This is a genomic window from Streptomyces sp. NPDC001599, assembly GCF_042893535.1.
Classification (GTDB): Bacteria; Actinomycetota; Actinomycetes; order Streptomycetales; family Streptomycetaceae; genus Streptomyces.
Window position 1 is genome coordinate 890416 of the sequence record NZ_JBIAVA010000001.1, and the last position, 15717, is coordinate 906132.

The window sequence follows — 15717 nt, forward strand, 5'->3', positions numbered from 1 at the left end:
CCGCGCGGGACGGGGTCGGGTGGTTCTCAGACGCGGATGATCTGGGGGCCGAGCAGGGAGTAGCGGTGGGCCTCGGCCGAGGGCAGCAGCGTGCTGGTGACGATGGCCTCCAGGGCGCCGACCTCCGCGAACCGGCAGAAGCTCACCGCCCCGAACTTGGTGTGCGCGCCGGCGAACACCGTGCGGCGGGCGGCCCGGATGGCCTGCGCCTTGACCTCGCTGACCGCGGGGTCGGGGGTGGTGAGACCGTGCTCGCGGGAGATGCCGTTGGCGCCGATGTACGCCAGGTCGATGACGAAGCCGGCCAGCATCTTCGTCGTCCAGTGGTCGACGGTGGCCAGGGTGCCCGAGCGGACCCGGCCGCCGAGCAGCAGGACGGAGGTGTCGCCGGCCTCGGCCAGCGCGCCCGCCACCGGCAGGGACGCGGTGACCACGGTCAGCGGCCGGTCCCGGGGCAGGGCCTCGGCGATGAGCTGGGGGGTGAAGCCCTCGTCGACGAAGACCGTCTCCGCGTCGCCGAGCAGTTCGACGGCGGCGGACGCGATCCGGCGCTTCTCGGGCACGTGGCTGGTGGCGCGGAAGGCGAGCGTGGTCTCGAAACCGGCGCTCTCCACCGGGTAGGCGCCGCCGTGGGTGCGGCGGACCAGGCCGTGGTCCTCCAGGGCGCGCAGGTCCCGGCGTACGGTCTCCTTGGCGACGCCCAGTTCGGCGGCGAGCGCGGTGACGTCGACCGAGCCGGTGGCGCGGGCGACCCGCACGATCTCGTGCCGGCGTTCTTCCGTCGTCCTTGTCCCCGTGCTCATGCCGAACACCTGCCTCACCGCCTCGTCGCCGTGTGGTTGCCCGTTCGGGCCCGTGTGGCCCTTGGGGGAAGTTCTACAGCGGTCGTGCGGCACTGACCAGGCCTGTTGCGGACCCGATACTGCCCGGGTGTGCCCGTTTGCGCTGCCGGGTGCCCGTCTCGGACCTGGGGTTCGGCGCGGGGCGGGGTGAGAACGGGCAGCGCGGATGCCCGCATGCGGAAGCGGACGGGCCCGTTCGGTGCCCGTCCGCTTCCTCGGTCGTTCTCGCGTGGTCGTCTTCCGGTCAGTACGGCCAGATCGGGGGGTCGGTCACGAAGTGGCCGCCCAGGCGGGCGTGCGCCGGGTCGCCGGGGTCGAGGTCGCCCTGTTCGGCGACGAGCTTGCCGGCGTACGGCTCGGAGTCGTCCTGCGGTTCGTAGCCGAGCGCCCGCGCGGAGGTCAGGTCCCACCACAGGCGGGTGTTGGCGGAGGAGCCGTGGACGACGGTGTGCCCCACGTTCTCGGCGGTGAGTGCCGCGTGGAAGAGGCGGGCGCCGTCCGCGGGGCTCATCCACACCGAGAGCATGCGCACGCTGGTCGGCTCGGGGAAGCAGGAGCCGATGCGGACGGAGACGGTCTCGATGCCGTGCTTGTCCCAGTAGAGCTGGGCGAGGTCCTCTCCGAAGCACTTGGACAGGCCGTAGAAGGTGTCCGGGCGGCGTGGCGTGTCGATGGGGATGAGAGGGTCGTCGCCCTGCGGCCGGGGGGTGTAGCCGACGGCGTGGTTGGAGGAGGCGAAGACGACGCGGCCGACGCCCTCCTCGCGGGCGGCCTCGTACAGGTTGTACGTGCCCTCGATGTTCGCCGCGAGGATCTTCTCGAAAGAGGCTTCCAGGGAGATGCCCGCGAGGTGGATGATCGCGTCGACGCCGCGGACCGCCTCGCGCAGGGCGTCCCGGTCGGCGAGGTCGGCGACGATCGCGTCCGGCTCGCCCTCGACCGGGAGCAGGTCGAGCAGGCGCAGCTGGTAGCCGTGGCCGGGGAGCAGTTCCCGCATCAGGGTGCCGAGGCCGCCGGCGGCGCCGGTGAGCAGGACGGTGCGGGGAGCGGGCATCCTCGGGACTCCTAGGTCGGTCTGGGACAGCGGCAGGCGTGCGCACGCGTGCCGGTGTGTGCCTCACGTTCAGATGTGTGGACACGCTAAGGAGCAGGTGGTCGGGCGTCAAGAGGGCGCCTGCTTGACGGTGTTCGTGGTGCGGCTTAGCGTGGTCGCGTTCAGAAATGTAGACGCAGGTCATGAATATGACGACGTCCGTGAATCGACCCTGCACCTGGAATGGGGAGCGCCCGTGACCTCAGCCTCTCTCGCCGCCCGGCTCACCGCGCCCAGCGGCCCGCTGTTCTTCCCCGTCACGGCGTACGGACCCGACGGCGGACTCGACCTCGACGTCTACCGCACCCATGTGCGCCGCGGGGTCGAGGCCGGTGCCGCCGCCGTGTTCGCCTGCTGCGGCACCGGCGAGTTCCACGCGCTGACGCCCGAGGAGTTCGCGGCCTGCGTCCGCGCGGCCGTCGAGGAGAGCGCGGGTCGGGTGCCCGTCCTCGCGGGCGCGGGCTACGGCACCGCCCTCGCCGTGCGCTACGCCCGCCTCGCCGAGGAGGCCGGGGCCGACGGGCTGCTCGCCATGCCGCCCTACCTGGTGCTCGCCGGGCAGGAGGGACTGGTGCGGCACTACCGGGAGGTGGCGGCCGCGACCCCGCTGCCCGTGATCGTCTACCAGCGCGACAACGCCGTGTTCACCCCTGAGAGCGTCGTCGAACTCGCCCGCACGAACGGCGTCGTCGGCCTCAAGGACGGGCTCGGCGACCTCGACCTGATGCAGCGGATCGTCAGCGCGGTGCGCACGGAGCTGCCCGACGGCGAGTTCCTGTACTTCAACGGACTCCCGACCGCCGAACAGACCCAGCTCGCCTACCGCGCGCTGGGCGTCCCCCTGTACTCCTCCGCCGTGTTCTGCTTCGCCCCCGAGATCGCCGTCGCCTTCCACCGGGCGCTGCGCGAGGGCGACGACACCACGGCGCACCGCCTGCTGGACGGCTTCTACCGGCCGTTCGTCGAACTCCGCGCCCGGGGCCGCGGATACGCCGTCGCCCTGGTCAAGGCGGGCGTACGGCTGCGCGGCCTGGACGTGGGGGAGGTGCGCACGCCCTTGCAGGAGCCGGCCGAGGACCATGTGAAGCAGCTCGCGCGGATCATCGAGCGGGGTCAGGAACTGCTCGGGGAAGGGGCCGGCCGGTGAGGGCCTCGGCGTTCGTCTACCCCTGGGACGTCAACGGCGACCCGGAAGCACCCGCGCGCGTCGCGGACCTCGGCGTGGCGCAGGTGACGCTCGCCGCCGCCTACCACTCCACCCGCGCCCTCACCCCGCGCCACCCGCGCCACCGCGTCGTCACCGCCGAGCACGCCGCCGTCCTCTACCCGCCGGACGGCGCCCGCTGGCAGGGCCGCACACTCCGCCCGTACGAGGCCGGTGACTGGGCGCCCGGCGACGCGTACGGCGAGGCCGCCGCCGCCCTCGCGGAGGCGGGCCTCCAGGTGCACACCTGGGTCGTCCTCGCCCACAGCTCCCGCCTCGGCGCGGAGCACCCGCACACCTGCGTGGTCAACGCCTACGGCGACCGCTACCCCTGGGCGCCCTGCATCGCGCAGCCCGCCACGCGCGCGTACCTCACCGGCCTGGCCGCCGAGGCGGCGGTGCGGCCCGGGGCGCGCGGCACGGAACTGGAGTCGCTGGGCTGGTACGGGCTGGCCCACCTGCACGCCCACGACAAGACCGGCGGGGTGGCCCTCGGGGACGCCGGTCAGTATCTGATGTCGCTGTGCTTCTGCCCCGACTGCCGGGCGGGGTACGGCGCTCAGGGCCTCGACGCCGACGCGCTCGCCGCCGCCGTGCGCACCGCGCTGGAACCGGTGTGGCGGGGCGCGGCGCCCTCGGACGGGGGCTGGGCGGGCGTCGAGAAGCTCCTCGGCGCCGCGCCCGCGAACGCCACCCGCGCGTGGCGGGACGACCGGGCCCGCACGCTCCAGGAGGCGGCGGTCTCGGCGGTCCGCGCCGCCGCGCCCGACGGCTTCCAGGTCCTGCTGCACGCCGACCCGGTGTCGTACCACTGCGGCGCCAACGCCGGTGTCGACCCCGCGCACATCCTCTCCGTCGCGGACGGCGTGGTCGTCCCCTGCACGGGCGGCGCGGGCCTGCTGACGCCGTTCGCCGAACAGGCCGGTGACGGGACCGTCCTCGCCGCCAACCTCACGGTGGTCTCGGGCATGGGCGGCAGCCCCCGCACCCTCGCCGCGGACGCCGCCCGCGCCCGGGACCTCGGGGCGACGGAACTGCGGCTGTACCACGCGGGGTTGGCTTCGGACGGAGATCTGGAGGGGGTGCGGGCGGGGCTCGCGGCCCTCGCGTAAGGTGCGGACGACGGTGTCCGGGCCGGTCGTCACCGACTGACCCGGCAGTCCTCGTCGCGCTCCGACGGAGGGATGCCCATGGAACTCGCCCAGGTCCGCCTCCTGGTCACGGACTTCCCCCGCTGCTACCGCTACTACCGGGACGTCCTGGGGCTGAAGCCGCAGTTCGAGGCGGAGGACGGCCCGTACGCGAAGTTCACCCCCGACGGCGGCACCGCGGGCATCGCCCTGCAGGACCGCGCACAGCTGGCCCAGGTGCTGGGCGGACTCGCCGACGACCCGGCCGGCCACCGGTCCCTCGTCGTCCTGCGGGTCGACGACCTGGACCGCTGCTGCGAGGAGGTCACCGCGCGGGGTGCCGAACTCGTCCACGGCCCGGCCCCCATGACGGACCGCATGCGTGTCGCCCACCTCGTGGATCCGGCGGGCAACCTCGTCGAACTCCAGGAGTGGCTGGCCCTACGCGGCTGACGGCCTTCGTCCGGCCCGCCGCGGCGCGGACGCCAGCACCGCCGCCGTCCCCAGCAGCACCGCCCCCACGGCCGGCAGCAGCAGGCGCGGGCCGGTCAGCTCCACCAGGGCCGCGCCCGCGGCGAGCCCGAGCACGTTGGGCGCGAAGACCAGGGAGCCGGCCGTCGCCGTGACCCGGCCCAGCAGCGGCCCCGGCGTCTCGTGCTGGACGGCGGTCAGGGCGGCGATCAGCACCGCGGGCAGCCCCGCGCCGATCGCCGCGCTGGTGGCCAGGGCCACGGCGTCGTACGGCGCCGCCCGCACCGCCAGCGCCACCGCGAGCAGGGCGATCCCCGCGGTGGCGAACCGCCGTCCGCCCAGCCGTCGCAGGGCCGGTCCGGCGAGCAGCCCCACCACCACGGACCCGGCGCCCTGGACGGCGTACAGCGCGCCGGCGTACGCGGGGGAGTGGCCGAGGGCGTCGACGACGGCGTAGGCCGTGGCGCCGTTCACGCCCGCGCACAGCATCGTGACGCCGCCCGCGAGGACGAGCGGGCGCAGCCCGGGGTGCCCCCACAGGTACCGGGCGCCCTCGGCGGTGCGCCGCCGCCAGTTCGACGCGGGGCGCCGCGCCGGCGCCTCGCGGACCCGCAGGGCGGCGTAGACACCGGTGGCCAGCACGAACGTGGCCGCGTCCAGCAGCGCCACGCCCGGTCCGCCGTACGCCGCGTACAGGCCCGCCCCGGCCGGCGGCGCCACCATCTTCATGCCCTCGTTGGCGGTCGTGCGCAGCCCGTTGAAGTCGCCGAGCAGGCCCGGGTCGACGGCGGCGGCGACGAGCGCCGACTCCGCCGCGTCCTGGACGACGCCCGCCGCGCCGTACACGAGGAGCACCGCGAAGAGCAGCCACAGCGTGTCCCGTGAATCCACGGCGAAGAGCGTGAGCAGCAGGCAGGACATCAGCAGACTGGTGGCGATCAGCAGCGGCCTGCGGCGGACGCGGTCCGCCAGGGTGCCCAGCGCCGGACCCACGAGCGTCGGCGCCCACATCGCGAGCACGCACAGGGCCGCGAGCCCGTCCGAGCCGGTGAGGTCCTTCACCCACACACCGGCCGCCAGCCACAGCGCCGAGGTGCCGAAGCCGGACACCACCACGCCGCAGAGACACAGGGCCGCGTCGCGGTCGCGCAGGACGCGGACGAGGGGCCGGTGGCCGTCCCGGCCCGCGGAATGCTTCGTTCTTGCCGTCGTCATACCCGGTCAGCCTGGGCCTAAGGCCCCGGTCCGGGCATCGGGCAGCTGCCCTAGTACCGGCCCCGGCGGCCGATGAGTTTCGCGGGTGCGACGAGTCCACCCTCCGAGAGAGCCGGCCACGTACATCCCGAGGAGCAGCCGATGACCGCCGAGACCACCACCCTCGACCTGGGTCCGCAGACGCGGATCCTCACCCGCCTCGCCGACGGCGTGCGCGAGGACCGGCTCGCGGACCCGACGCCCTGCCCCGGCCTGGCGGTGCGCAACCTGCTCGGCCACCTGACCGGTCTCGCCGTCGCCTTCCGCGACGCCGCGCGCAAGGACCTCGGGCCCACCACCGACACCAGCCCCGAGGCGTCCGTGCCGGACATCGGTCCCGGCTGGCGCGAGGAGCTCGCCGCCGCGCTCGGCGAACTCGCCGAGGCGTGGCAGGACCCCGGGGCCTGGACGGGCATGACCCGGGCCGGCGGCATCGACCTGCCCGGCGAGGTCGCCGGTGCCGTCGTCGCCGACGAACTGGTCATCCACGGCTGGGACCTGGCCCGCGCGACCGGCCAGGAGTACGCCCCCGACGCGGCCGCGCTGCGGGCGGCACACGGCCTGCTCGCCGCCGCCGCGGAGGAGTCCGAGCGGGACCAGGGCATGTTCGGGCCGGTCGTCGCCGTCCCCGCGGACGCGCCGCTGCTGGAGCGCGCGGTGGGGCTGAGCGGGCGTGACCCGGGCTGGACCCGCACCGTCTGAGGAAGGCGGCACCCGGCACAACTTCCTTTGTCAGAAGCATTGACGTGGCCGCGCGCCCCTCTTACCTTCAACGCGTCGTACTCCGTACGTCATATATGAGACGCGATACGCGAGATCTGATGTCGAGAGCTGATGTCCGAGATCTGTCCGCGCATCCGACGCGAGATTCCGAGAGGCGCGCATGACCTCTGTGCCCACGCCGATCCCCTCCCGCACGCAGTACGTGCTGGAGGAGATCAAACGCCGCATCCTCACCGGCCGGCTGACGCCCGGCCAGGCCCTGGTCGAGACCGACCTCGCCGCACAGTTCGGGGTGTCCAAGACACCGGTGCGCGAGGCGCTCAAGACGCTGGCCGGCACCGGACTGGTCGTGATGAGCCAGTACAAGGGCGTCACCGTGCGCATGGTGGACGCGGACATGGCGCGCGAGGTCTACGACGTCCGGCTCCTCCTGGAGCCCGAGGCGCTGAGGCGCGCCGTGCGCCGGGAGGCCTCCCTGGACGCCGCCCGCGAGGCCCTGGCCCGGGCCGACCGGGCCACGGACACGGCCGAACGGTCGCTGGCCAACCGCGAGTTCCACCGTGCCCTGTACGTGCCGTGCGGCAACCCGCTGCTCGGCCGGATGCTCGACGAGGTCCGCGACCAGGCGGCCCTCGTCTCCGCGGTCGCCTGGGCCGCCGACCCCTCCTGGGAGCGGGAGGCCGGCGAGCACCAGGAGATCCTGCGCCTCGCCCTCGCCGGTGACGCGGACGGCGCGGCCCGCGCCCTGCACGCGCACATCGCGTCGTTCGTCGAGCGGGCCTTCCCCGGAGCGGGGAACGCGGCCCAGGAAGAGGACGGTCAGGCATGACAGCGACGTTCGAGACCCAGCGGGCGGCCCTGGCCGACGTGGTGGCGATCCCGGTGACCCCGTTCGCCGAGGACGGCACCGTCGACCCCGCCACCTACCGGGCCCTGCTGCGTCGTCTCCTCGACGGTGGCATCACGACCCTCACCCCCAACGGCAACACCGGCGAGTTCTACGCCCTGGACCCGGCCGAGCGCCGCCTCGTCACCGAGCTGACGATGGAGGAGGCGGGCGAGCGCGCGGACATCCTGGTCGGCGTCGGCCACGACGTGCCGACCGCGGTCGCCTCCGCCCGGCACGCCCGCGAGCTGGGCGCCTCCATGGTGATGGTGCACCAGCCCGTCCATCCCTACGTCTCCCAGGGCGGCTGGGTCGACTACCACCGCGCCATCGCCGAGGCCGTGCCCGAGCTGGGCGTCGTGCCCTACATCCGCAACGCCCAGCTCACCGGCGCCCGCCTCGCCGACCTCGCCGACGCCTGCCCCAACGTGATCGGCGTGAAGTACGCGGTCCCGGACGCCTCGAAGTTCGCCGCGTTCGCCCGCGACGCCGGGCTCGACCGGTTCGTCTGGGTCGCGGGGCTCGCCGAGCCCTACGCCCCCTCGTACTTCTCCGCGGGCGCCACCGGCTTCACCTCGGGCCTGGTGAACGTCGCCCCGGCCGTCTCGCTGAACATGATCGAAGCGCTTCGGTCGGGCGACTACCCGGGTGCCATGAAGGTCTGGGAGCAGATCCGCCGCTTCGAGGAACTGCGCGCGGCCAACGGCTCCGCCAACAACGTCACCGTGGTCAAGGAGGCCCTCGCCTCGCTGGGCCTGTGCCGCCGGGAGGTCCGCCCGCCGAGCAAGCCGCTGCCCGAGAGCGAACGCGCCGAGGTCGCCGCCATCGCCGCGGGGTGGTCCATATGACCCCCAGGAAGTCCCCGGAAGAGCTGCGCAGTCACCAGTGGTACGGCACGGACGGCCTGCGCTCCTTCAGCCACCGCGCCCGCACCCGCCAGCTCGGCTACCTGCCCGAGGAGCACCTCGGCAAGCCCGTCATCGCGATCCTCAACACCTGGTCCGACATCAACCCCTGCCACGTCCACCTGCGCGACCGCGCCCAGGCGGTCAAGCGGGGAGTGTGGCAGGCGGGCGGCTTCCCCCTCGAATTCCCGGTCTCGACACTCAGCGAGACCTTCCAGAAGCCGACCCCGATGCTCTACCGCAACCTCCTCGCCATGGAGACCGAGGAGCTGCTGCGCTCCTACCCGGTCGACGGCGCCGTGCTGATGGGCGGCTGCGACAAGTCCACGCCCGCCCTGCTCATGGGCGCCGCCACGGTGGACCTGCCCGCGGTGTTCGTCCCCGCCGGGCCCATGCTCCCCGGGCACTGGCGCGGCGAGACCCTCGGCTCCGGCACCGACATGTGGAAGTACTGGGACGACAAGCGGGCCGGCCTCATCGGCGACTGCGAGATGCAGGAACTGGAGAGTGGCCTGGCCCGCTCGCCCGGCCACTGCATGACGATGGGCACCGCCTCCACCCTGACCGCCGCCGCCGAGGCCCTCGGCGTCACCGTCCCCGGGGCCTCCAGCATCCCGGCCGTCGACTCCGGGCACGACCGGATGGCCGCCGCGGCCGGACTGCGCGTCGTCGAACTGGTCCACCGGGACCGGAGGCTGAGCGACATCCTCACCGCCGACGCCTTCGAGGACGCCGTCACCACCGTCCTCGGCCTCGGCGGCTCCACCAACGCCGTGATCCACCTGATCGCCATGGCGGGCCGTGCGGGCGTCACCCTCACCCTCGACGACTTCGACCGCATCGCCCGCACCGTCCCGGTGCTGGCCAACGTCCGCCCCGGCGGACAGACGTACCTGATGGAGGACTTCCACTTCGCCGGCGGACTGCCCGGCTTCCTCTCCCGCATCACCGACCTGCTCCACCTGGACCGGCCCACGGTCGCGCACGACACCCTGCGCGAGCAGCTGGAGGGCGCCCTCGTCCACCACGACGACGTCATCAGGACCCGTGACAACCCGGTCGCGAGCGAGGGCGGGGTCGCCGTACTGCGCGGCAACCTGTGCCCGGACGGCGCCGTCATCAAGCACATCGCCGCCGAGCCGCACCTGCTCAGGCACACCGGTCCCGCCGTCGTCTTCGACGACTACCGGACCATGCAGCGCACCATCAACGACCCGGAGCTCGGCATCACCGCCGACAGTGTGCTGGTGCTCCGCAACGCCGGACCCAAGGGCGGTCCGGGCATGCCCGAGTACGGCATGCTGCCCATCCCCGACCACCTGCTCAAGCAGGGCGTGCGGGACATGGTCCGGATCTCCGACGCCCGGATGAGCGGCACCAGTTACGGCGCGTGCGTGCTGCACGTGGCCCCCGAGTCGTACGTCGGCGGACCGCTCGCCCTGGTGCGCACCGGCGACTCCATCACCCTCGACGTCGAAGCGCGCTCCCTCCGGCTCAACGTGGACGACGAGGAGCTGGAGCGCCGCAGGACCGCCTGGACACCGCCGCCCGCCCGCTGCGAGCGCGGTTACGGCGCGCTCTACAACGAACAGATCACCCAGGCCGACACCGGCTGCGACTTCGAGTTCCTGGCCCGCCCGGGCAAGGTGCAGGACCCCTACGCGGGCTGAGCCCGCCGACGGCGGGACCCCGCACACCCCTGCCCACGGAGAAAGCGCTTCCCACCGCGCCTCACGAACGCTCCGCGAACGCCCGCACGACGTAGACGTACTAGAACGGAGAACTGTCATGGCCCAAGCCGCAGCCGTGGCGAAACCGCCCGCGCCACCCCGGCGGCGCCGTGCCTCGGCCACGCCGCGCAGGCTCCCCTACCTGCTGATCGGACCGGCCGCCCTGCTGATGCTGGGCTTCATCGCCTACCCGGTCATCAGCGTCTTCTACTACAGCCTGCAGGAGTACAACCCCACCAAGCCGTGGCGGAACGGCTTCGCGGGCTTCGACAACTTCGTCAAGATCTTCACCGAGGACCCGGTGTTCTGGGACACCCTCGTCTTCAGCGCCAAGTGGGTCTTCGTCGAGGTCGGACTGCAACTGCTCTTCGGGCTGGCGCTGGCGCTCATCGTCAACCAGACCTTCGTGGGCCGGGGCATCGGGCGGGCCATGGTCTTCTCCCCGTGGGCCGTCTCCGGCGTCCTGACCTCCGCGATCTGGGTACTGCTCTACAACTCCCAGACCGGCGTCACCCGCTACCTCGCGGACATGGGCATCGGCTCGTACGGCACCAGCTGGCTCTCCGACACCTCGACGGTCTTCTCCGCGGCGGTGGTCGCCGACCTCTGGCGCGGCGTGCCCTTCTTCGCCATCCTCATCCTCGCCGACCTCCAGTCCGTCTCCAAGGACCTGTACGAGGCCGCCGAGGTCGACGGGGCGAGCCGGCTCAAGCAGTTCTGGCACATCACGCTGCCGCACCTGAAGGACGCCATCATCCTGTCCACCCTGCTGCGCGCGGTGTGGGAGTTCAACAACGTCGACCTGCTCTACACCCTGACCGGCGGCGGACCCGCGGGCGAGACCACGACGTTGCCCCTGTACATCGCCAACACCAGCGTCGACGCCCACGACTTCGGCTACGCGTCGGCCCTCACCACGGTCGCGTTCGTGATCCTGCTCTTCTGCTCGATCGTCTACCTGCGGCTGAGCAAGTTCGGAGGCGAGAACAAGTGATCACCAAAGAGGCCCCCGCGGCCGCCCCCGCCCCCACGCCGGTCGCCCCCGCGGCGGCGCGGCCCGGCAAGAAGCGCCCGGCCTGGGACGAGGTGCCCCGCTGGCAGATCTACCTGCCGCTCGGGATCTACCTGGTCTTCACCCTGATCCCGTTCTACTGGATCCTGCTCTTCGCGCTGCGCCCGACCGGGTCGACCTCGCTCGTGCCCTGGCCGATGACCACCGAGCACTTCGAGAAGGTGTGGACCGACCGCGGCTTCGGCACCTACTTCACCAACAGCGTGTACGTCGGGCTCGCCACCCTGGTGATGACCACGCTCGTCGCCCTGGCCGGCGGCTACGCCCTCGCCCGGTTCGACTTCAGGATCAAGCGCGGCTTCATGCTCGCCCTGCTCTGCTCGCAGTTCGTGCCCGGCGCGCTGCTGCTCGTGCCGCTGTTCGAGATCTTCGCCGGACTCCAGATGATCAACTCGCTCGGCAGCGTCATCATCGCCGAGACGGTCTTCCAGCTGCCGCTGTCGATCATCCTGATCAGCAACTTCATCAAGAACGTGCCGTACTCCCTGGAGGAGGCCGCCTGGGTCGACGGCTGCGGCCGGTTCCGGGCCTTCCGGATCGTCGTACTGCCCCTGCTGCGGCCGGGACTGATCGCGGTGGGCTCCTTCGCCTTCGTGCACTCCTGGAACCACTTCCTGTTCGCCCTGATGTTCCTCAACAACCAGAGCAAGCAGACCATCCCGGTCGGCCTCAACTCCCTGATGAGCGCGGACAGCGTCGACCTCGGCGCGCTCGCCGCCGGCGGCATCGTCGCCGCCGTTCCCGTCGTGATCGTCTTCGCCTTCATCCAGAAGTGGCTGATCACCGGCTTCAGCGCGGGGGCGGTGAAGGGATGAGCCGGGTTCCCGTCGTCCTCGCCGGCGCCCGCGGCCACGGCCGCTGGCACGTCGCCAACATCCGCCGCCTGGAGCGGGCGGGACTGGTCCGGCTGGCCGGCATCTGCGAGCTGACTCCGCTGACCGAACAGGAGGCCGGGGGTGAACTCCCCGAGCAGTCCGCCGACTTCGGCGCCCTGCTCGACTCCACCGGCGCCCGGATCGCCGTGATCTGCACGCCGATCCCCACCCACACCGACCTCGCGCTGACCGCCGCCCGGCGGGGCGTGCACCTGCTCCTCGAGAAGCCCCCGGCGCCGTCGTACGCCGAGTTCCGGCGCATGGCCGACGGGGTCGCCGAGGCCGGCGTCGCCTGCCAGGTCGGGTTCCAGTCACTGGGCTCGCACGCCGTGCCGGCCATCCGCGAGCTGATCGCCCAGGGCGCGATCGGCGAGGTCGTGGGCGTCGGCGGGGCCGGCGCCTGGGTGCGCGACGAGGACTACTTCCGCCGGGCGCCCTGGTCGGGCAAGCGGCGGCTGAACGGCGCCGACGTGATCGACGGCGCGCTGACCAACCCGCTGGCGCACGCCGTCGCCACCGCCCTCGCGCTCGGCGGCACCGACCGCGCCGAGGACGTCACCGGCATCGAGACCGAGCTGAGCCACGCCAACGACATCGAGGCCGACGACACCTCCTGCGTGCGGATCGGTACCGCGCGCGGGCACCGCGTCACCGTCGCCGCCACCCTGTGCGCGGAGCGGGCCGCCGAGCCGTACGTCCTGGTGCACGGCTCCAGCGGCCGCGTCACCTTCTGGTACAAGCAGGACCGGGTCCTGCTCCAGCGCGGCGGCCACGGCCCCGAGGAGTTCCACCACGACCGCACCGACCTGCTGGATAACCTGGTCGACCACCTGATCACCGGCGCCCCGCTGCTGGTCCCGCCGGACGAGACGGGCGCCTTCATGCGGGTGGTCGAGGCGATCCGCCGGGCCCCCGACCCGGAGCCGCTGCCCGAGGCCGCCTGGCGCCGCGTCCCCGGCGAACGGCGCCGCGTGGTCCCCGGCATCGACGGCCTCGTGGCCGCCGCCGCCGACACCCTCTCCCTCTACTCCGAACTGGGCGCGCCCTGGGCGCCGCGCACCGAGCACCCGCGATACGAGGTGAGCACCCGATGACCGGCAACGACTCCCCGGTGCTGCGCGTGGCGGGCCGCCCCGTCGCCCGCTACGTGACCCGGCCCGAACTGCCCCACCGGCTCTCCCCCCGCCCCTACCTGCACCCCGTCGCCACCCTGGCCGGCACGGCCGTCACCGAGTTCAGCCCGGCCGACCACCTCCATCACCTCGGCGTCGGTGTCGCCGTTCCCGACGTCGAGGGGCACAACTTCTGGGGCGGGCGCACCTACGTCCGCGACCAGGGGCCGACCGAGCTGGACAACCACGGCACCCAGCGGCACACCGCCTTCCAGCTCCGCGACCCCGACGGCTTCGTCGAGGAGCTGCGCTGGGTCGCCGCCGGCACCGAACTGCTGCGCGAGCGCCGCACGGTCGCGGCCGGCGAACTCACCGGCACCGCCTGGGCACTGGACTTCACCTTCTCCCTCACCAACGTCACCCCCGACCCGCTCACCCTCGGCAGCCCCGCCACCAACGGCCGCCCCGGCGCCGCGTACGGCGGCTTCTTCTGGCGCGCCCGCAAGGAGAGCACGGCGCCCGGCGTGTTCACCGCCGACCGGGAGGGCGAACGGGAGGTGCACGGCCGCAGCGCCGACTGGCTCGCCCTGACCGGGGAGACCTGGTCGCTGGTGTTCGCCGGAGTCACCGAACGCACCCGGCGCGACCCGTGGTTCGTGCGCACCGAGGAGTACCCGGGCGTCGGCTCCTCGCTGGCCCACGACGACCGCGTGACCGTCGCCCCGGGCGACACCCTGGTCCGGCGGATCGTCACCGTCGTCGCCGACGGCCGCCTCGACGCCGACGGCGCCGCCGCCCTCGTACGCAAGGCGGTGAGCCCGTGACCGCCGCCGAGAGCGCCATCGGGACGGCCACCGGGACCGCGGGGACGTACACCAACCCCGTCCTGAACGCCGACTGGTCCGACCCGGACGTCGTCCGCGTCGGCGACGACTTCTACCTGACCGCGTCCAGCTTCGGCCGCGCCCCCGGCCTGCCGCTCCTGCACTCCCGGAACCTGGTCGACTGGACCCTGGTCGGGCACGCCCTGGAGCGCCTGGAGCCCGAGCGGGAGTTCGTGCGGCCCCGCCACGACTGCGGAGTCTGGGCGCCGGCCCTGCGCCACCACGCGGGCCGCTTCTGGATCTTCTGGGGCGACCCGGACCAGGGCGTCTTCCAGGTCAACGCCCCCGACATCCGGGGCCCGTGGACCGCGCCCCACCTGGTCAAGGCGGGCAAGGGCCTGATCGACCCCTGCCCCCTGTGGGACGACGAGAGCGGCGAGGCGTACCTCGTGCACGCCTGGGCCCGCTCCCGCTCCGGGATCAAGAACCGCCTCACCGGCCACCGCATGCGCCCCGACGGCACCGGACTCCTCGACGACGGCAAGGTGATCGTCGACGGCGACCGGCTCCCCGGCTGGTTCACCCTGGAGGGTCCCAAGCTCTACCGGCACGACGGCTGGTACTGGATCCTCGCCCCCGCCGGATCGGTGGAGACCGGCTGGCAGGGCGCCTTCCGCTCCCGCGAGTTCTTCGGGCCGTACGAGGAGAAGGTCGTCCTGGAACAGAAGGACACCGACGTCAACGGCCCCCACCAGGGCGGCTGGGTGCGCACGGCGTCCGGCGAGGACTGGTTCCTGCACTTCCAGCAGCGCGGCGCGTACGGGAGGGTGGTCCACCTCCAGCCGATGCGGTGGGACTCGGACGGCTGGCCGGTCCTGGGCGACGAGGGCGCCCCGGTCGCCGAGCACCGGCGTCCCGCCCTGCCTCCGCAGCCGCCCGCCGCGCCCGCCACCGACGACGACTTCCCCGGCGGACGGTTCGGCCGCCAGTGGTCGTGGACGGCCAACCCCCGGGCCGGCTGGGCCACCCAGCACGCCGGGGACGGGCTGCGCCTCGCCTGCGTCCGCTCGGCCGACGCGCACGACCTGCGCCTGCTGCCTAGCGTCCTGACCCAGCGCTTCCCCGGCGAGCCCTCGGTGATCGAGGTCGAGCTGCGCCTGGACAGCGAGGAACCCGGCGCGCGGGCCGGGCTCGCGGTGCTCGGCGACGCCTACCGCTGGATCGGGCTCCAGCGGGACACCGACGGGACCGTGCACCTGGTGCACCGCTTCGCCGAGTCCGTGGCCGAGGCCGAGCGGGACGCCGACCGGCCCCGCCCCGCACCCGGGGGACGGGCCAGGCTGCGGATCGAGACGGTCCCCGGGGCGCGCTGCCGCTTCTCCTACGACCTCCTCGACGACGATCCCGGCGGCGACGGCCTCGGCGAGGGCCCGCACCCCGTCGGCCGGGAGTTCGCCGCCACCCCCTGGCGCTGGGTCGGCGCACTGCTCGGACTGTTCGCCCTCGCGCCCGCCGGCCAGGGTCCCGCCGGCGCCGCCACCTTCACGCGGTTCCGCCTCGGGCCCCACTGAACCCCCACGTTGTCGTTCCACCGCT

General features: G+C 73.4%; 15 protein-coding genes. 12 read left to right on the forward strand and 3 right to left on the reverse strand.

Annotated features, from left to right (window positions below):
* Window positions 1-26: 26 nt before the first annotated feature.
* Both ACFYZ3_RS04075 and ACFYZ3_RS04080 read right to left on the reverse strand, forming a co-directional pair.
* The gene (locus tag ACFYZ3_RS04075; RefSeq protein WP_388513818.1) at window positions 27-803 is read right to left on the reverse strand and encodes a DeoR/GlpR family DNA-binding transcription regulator; all 777 of its coding nucleotides are present in this window, start codon (window positions 801-803) and stop codon (window positions 27-29) included.
* A 283-nt stretch (window positions 804-1086) separates the two neighbouring features.
* Window positions 1087-1896 (reverse strand): NAD-dependent epimerase/dehydratase family protein, encoded by an 810-nt coding sequence (locus ACFYZ3_RS04080; protein ID WP_388513820.1) that lies wholly within the window; start codon window positions 1894-1896, stop codon window positions 1087-1089.
* Between the two features lie 235 nt (window positions 1897-2131).
* Here ACFYZ3_RS04080 and ACFYZ3_RS04085 point away from each other — a divergent pair, with 235 nt between their 5' ends.
* The 3 genes from ACFYZ3_RS04085 (at window position 2132) to ACFYZ3_RS04095 (ending at window position 4722) form a co-directional block, all read left to right on the forward strand.
* Entirely contained in the window at window positions 2132-3082 is a 951-nt protein-coding gene (locus ACFYZ3_RS04085) for a 5-dehydro-4-deoxyglucarate dehydratase (RefSeq protein WP_388513822.1), read from the forward strand.
* Window positions 3079-4251 carry a hypothetical protein gene (locus tag ACFYZ3_RS04090; RefSeq protein ID WP_388513823.1) on the forward strand — a complete coding sequence of 391 codons (1173 nt, stop codon included), beginning with the start codon at window positions 3079-3081 and terminating at the stop codon, window positions 4249-4251. Before ACFYZ3_RS04085 ends, ACFYZ3_RS04090 begins: the two co-directional genes overlap by 4 nt.
* A gap of 78 nt (window positions 4252-4329) precedes the next feature.
* Window positions 4330-4722, forward strand: coding sequence for a VOC family protein (locus ACFYZ3_RS04095; protein WP_388513824.1), 393 nt, complete (start codon window positions 4330-4332; stop codon window positions 4720-4722).
* Here ACFYZ3_RS04095 and ACFYZ3_RS04100 read toward each other — a convergent pair.
* Window positions 4711-5955, reverse strand: a complete 1245-nt coding sequence (locus ACFYZ3_RS04100; RefSeq protein ID WP_388513825.1) for an MFS transporter — start codon at window positions 5953-5955, stop codon at window positions 4711-4713. The genes ACFYZ3_RS04095 and ACFYZ3_RS04100 overlap by 12 nt on opposite strands.
* Before the next feature lie 141 nt (window positions 5956-6096).
* Here ACFYZ3_RS04100 and ACFYZ3_RS04105 point away from each other — a divergent pair, with 141 nt between their 5' ends.
* The 9 genes from ACFYZ3_RS04105 (at window position 6097) to ACFYZ3_RS04145 (ending at window position 15692) form a co-directional block, all read left to right on the forward strand.
* Window positions 6097-6696 carry a TIGR03086 family metal-binding protein gene (locus ACFYZ3_RS04105; RefSeq protein ID WP_361007775.1) on the forward strand — a complete coding sequence of 200 codons (600 nt, stop codon included), beginning with the start codon at window positions 6097-6099 and terminating at the stop codon, window positions 6694-6696.
* Between the two features lie 181 nt (window positions 6697-6877).
* Complete coding sequence (locus ACFYZ3_RS04110) at window positions 6878-7546, forward strand: GntR family transcriptional regulator (protein WP_388513827.1); 669 nt, start codon at window positions 6878-6880, stop codon at window positions 7544-7546.
* Window positions 7543-8451, forward strand: a complete 909-nt coding sequence (locus ACFYZ3_RS04115; protein ID WP_388513828.1) for a dihydrodipicolinate synthase family protein — start codon at window positions 7543-7545, stop codon at window positions 8449-8451. The genes ACFYZ3_RS04110 and ACFYZ3_RS04115 overlap by 4 nt, the downstream gene beginning before the upstream one ends.
* The gene (gene araD / locus ACFYZ3_RS04120) at window positions 8448-10178 is read left to right on the forward strand and encodes an L-arabinonate dehydratase (RefSeq protein WP_388513830.1); all 1731 of its coding nucleotides are present in this window, start codon (window positions 8448-8450) and stop codon (window positions 10176-10178) included. Before ACFYZ3_RS04115 ends, araD begins: the two co-directional genes overlap by 4 nt.
* A gap of 118 nt (window positions 10179-10296) precedes the next feature.
* Window positions 10297-11232, forward strand: coding sequence for a carbohydrate ABC transporter permease (locus tag ACFYZ3_RS04125; RefSeq protein ID WP_109031995.1), 936 nt, complete (start codon window positions 10297-10299; stop codon window positions 11230-11232).
* Complete coding sequence (locus tag ACFYZ3_RS04130; RefSeq protein ID WP_003976934.1) at window positions 11229-12125, forward strand: carbohydrate ABC transporter permease; 897 nt, start codon at window positions 11229-11231, stop codon at window positions 12123-12125. Before ACFYZ3_RS04125 ends, ACFYZ3_RS04130 begins: the two co-directional genes overlap by 4 nt.
* Window positions 12122-13279: a Gfo/Idh/MocA family protein gene (locus ACFYZ3_RS04135; RefSeq protein ID WP_388513832.1), complete on the forward strand. Its 1158-nt coding sequence runs from the start codon at window positions 12122-12124 to the stop codon at window positions 13277-13279. Before ACFYZ3_RS04130 ends, ACFYZ3_RS04135 begins: the two co-directional genes overlap by 4 nt.
* Window positions 13276-14121 carry a PmoA family protein gene (locus ACFYZ3_RS04140; protein WP_388513833.1) on the forward strand — a complete coding sequence of 282 codons (846 nt, stop codon included), beginning with the start codon at window positions 13276-13278 and terminating at the stop codon, window positions 14119-14121. Before ACFYZ3_RS04135 ends, ACFYZ3_RS04140 begins: the two co-directional genes overlap by 4 nt.
* The gene (locus ACFYZ3_RS04145; RefSeq protein ID WP_388513835.1) at window positions 14118-15692 is read left to right on the forward strand and encodes a family 43 glycosylhydrolase; all 1575 of its coding nucleotides are present in this window, start codon (window positions 14118-14120) and stop codon (window positions 15690-15692) included. The genes ACFYZ3_RS04140 and ACFYZ3_RS04145 overlap by 4 nt, the downstream gene beginning before the upstream one ends.
* Window positions 15693-15717: the final 25 nt, after the last annotated feature.

Coding starts and splice junctions, on each gene's coding strand:
- ACFYZ3_RS04075 (WP_388513818.1), bottom strand. CDS start 803: ATGAGCACGGGGACAAGGACGACGGAAGAACGCCGGCACGAGATCGTG.
- ACFYZ3_RS04080 (WP_388513820.1), bottom strand. CDS start 1,896: ATGCCCGCTCCCCGCACCGTCCTGCTCACCGGCGCCGCCGGCGGCCTC.
- ACFYZ3_RS04095 (WP_388513824.1), top strand. CDS start 4,330: ATGGAACTCGCCCAGGTCCGCCTCCTGGTCACGGACTTCCCCCGCTGC.
- ACFYZ3_RS04100 (WP_388513825.1), bottom strand. CDS start 5,955: ATGACGACGGCAAGAACGAAGCATTCCGCGGGCCGGGACGGCCACCGG.
- ACFYZ3_RS04105 (WP_361007775.1), top strand. CDS start 6,097: ATGACCGCCGAGACCACCACCCTCGACCTGGGTCCGCAGACGCGGATC.
- ACFYZ3_RS04110 (WP_388513827.1), top strand. CDS start 6,878: ATGACCTCTGTGCCCACGCCGATCCCCTCCCGCACGCAGTACGTGCTG.
- ACFYZ3_RS04115 (WP_388513828.1), top strand. CDS start 7,543: ATGACAGCGACGTTCGAGACCCAGCGGGCGGCCCTGGCCGACGTGGTG.
- araD (WP_388513830.1), top strand. CDS start 8,448: ATGACCCCCAGGAAGTCCCCGGAAGAGCTGCGCAGTCACCAGTGGTAC.
- ACFYZ3_RS04125 (WP_109031995.1), top strand. CDS start 10,297: ATGGCCCAAGCCGCAGCCGTGGCGAAACCGCCCGCGCCACCCCGGCGG.
- ACFYZ3_RS04135 (WP_388513832.1), top strand. CDS start 12,122: ATGAGCCGGGTTCCCGTCGTCCTCGCCGGCGCCCGCGGCCACGGCCGC.
- ACFYZ3_RS04140 (WP_388513833.1), top strand. CDS start 13,276: ATGACCGGCAACGACTCCCCGGTGCTGCGCGTGGCGGGCCGCCCCGTC.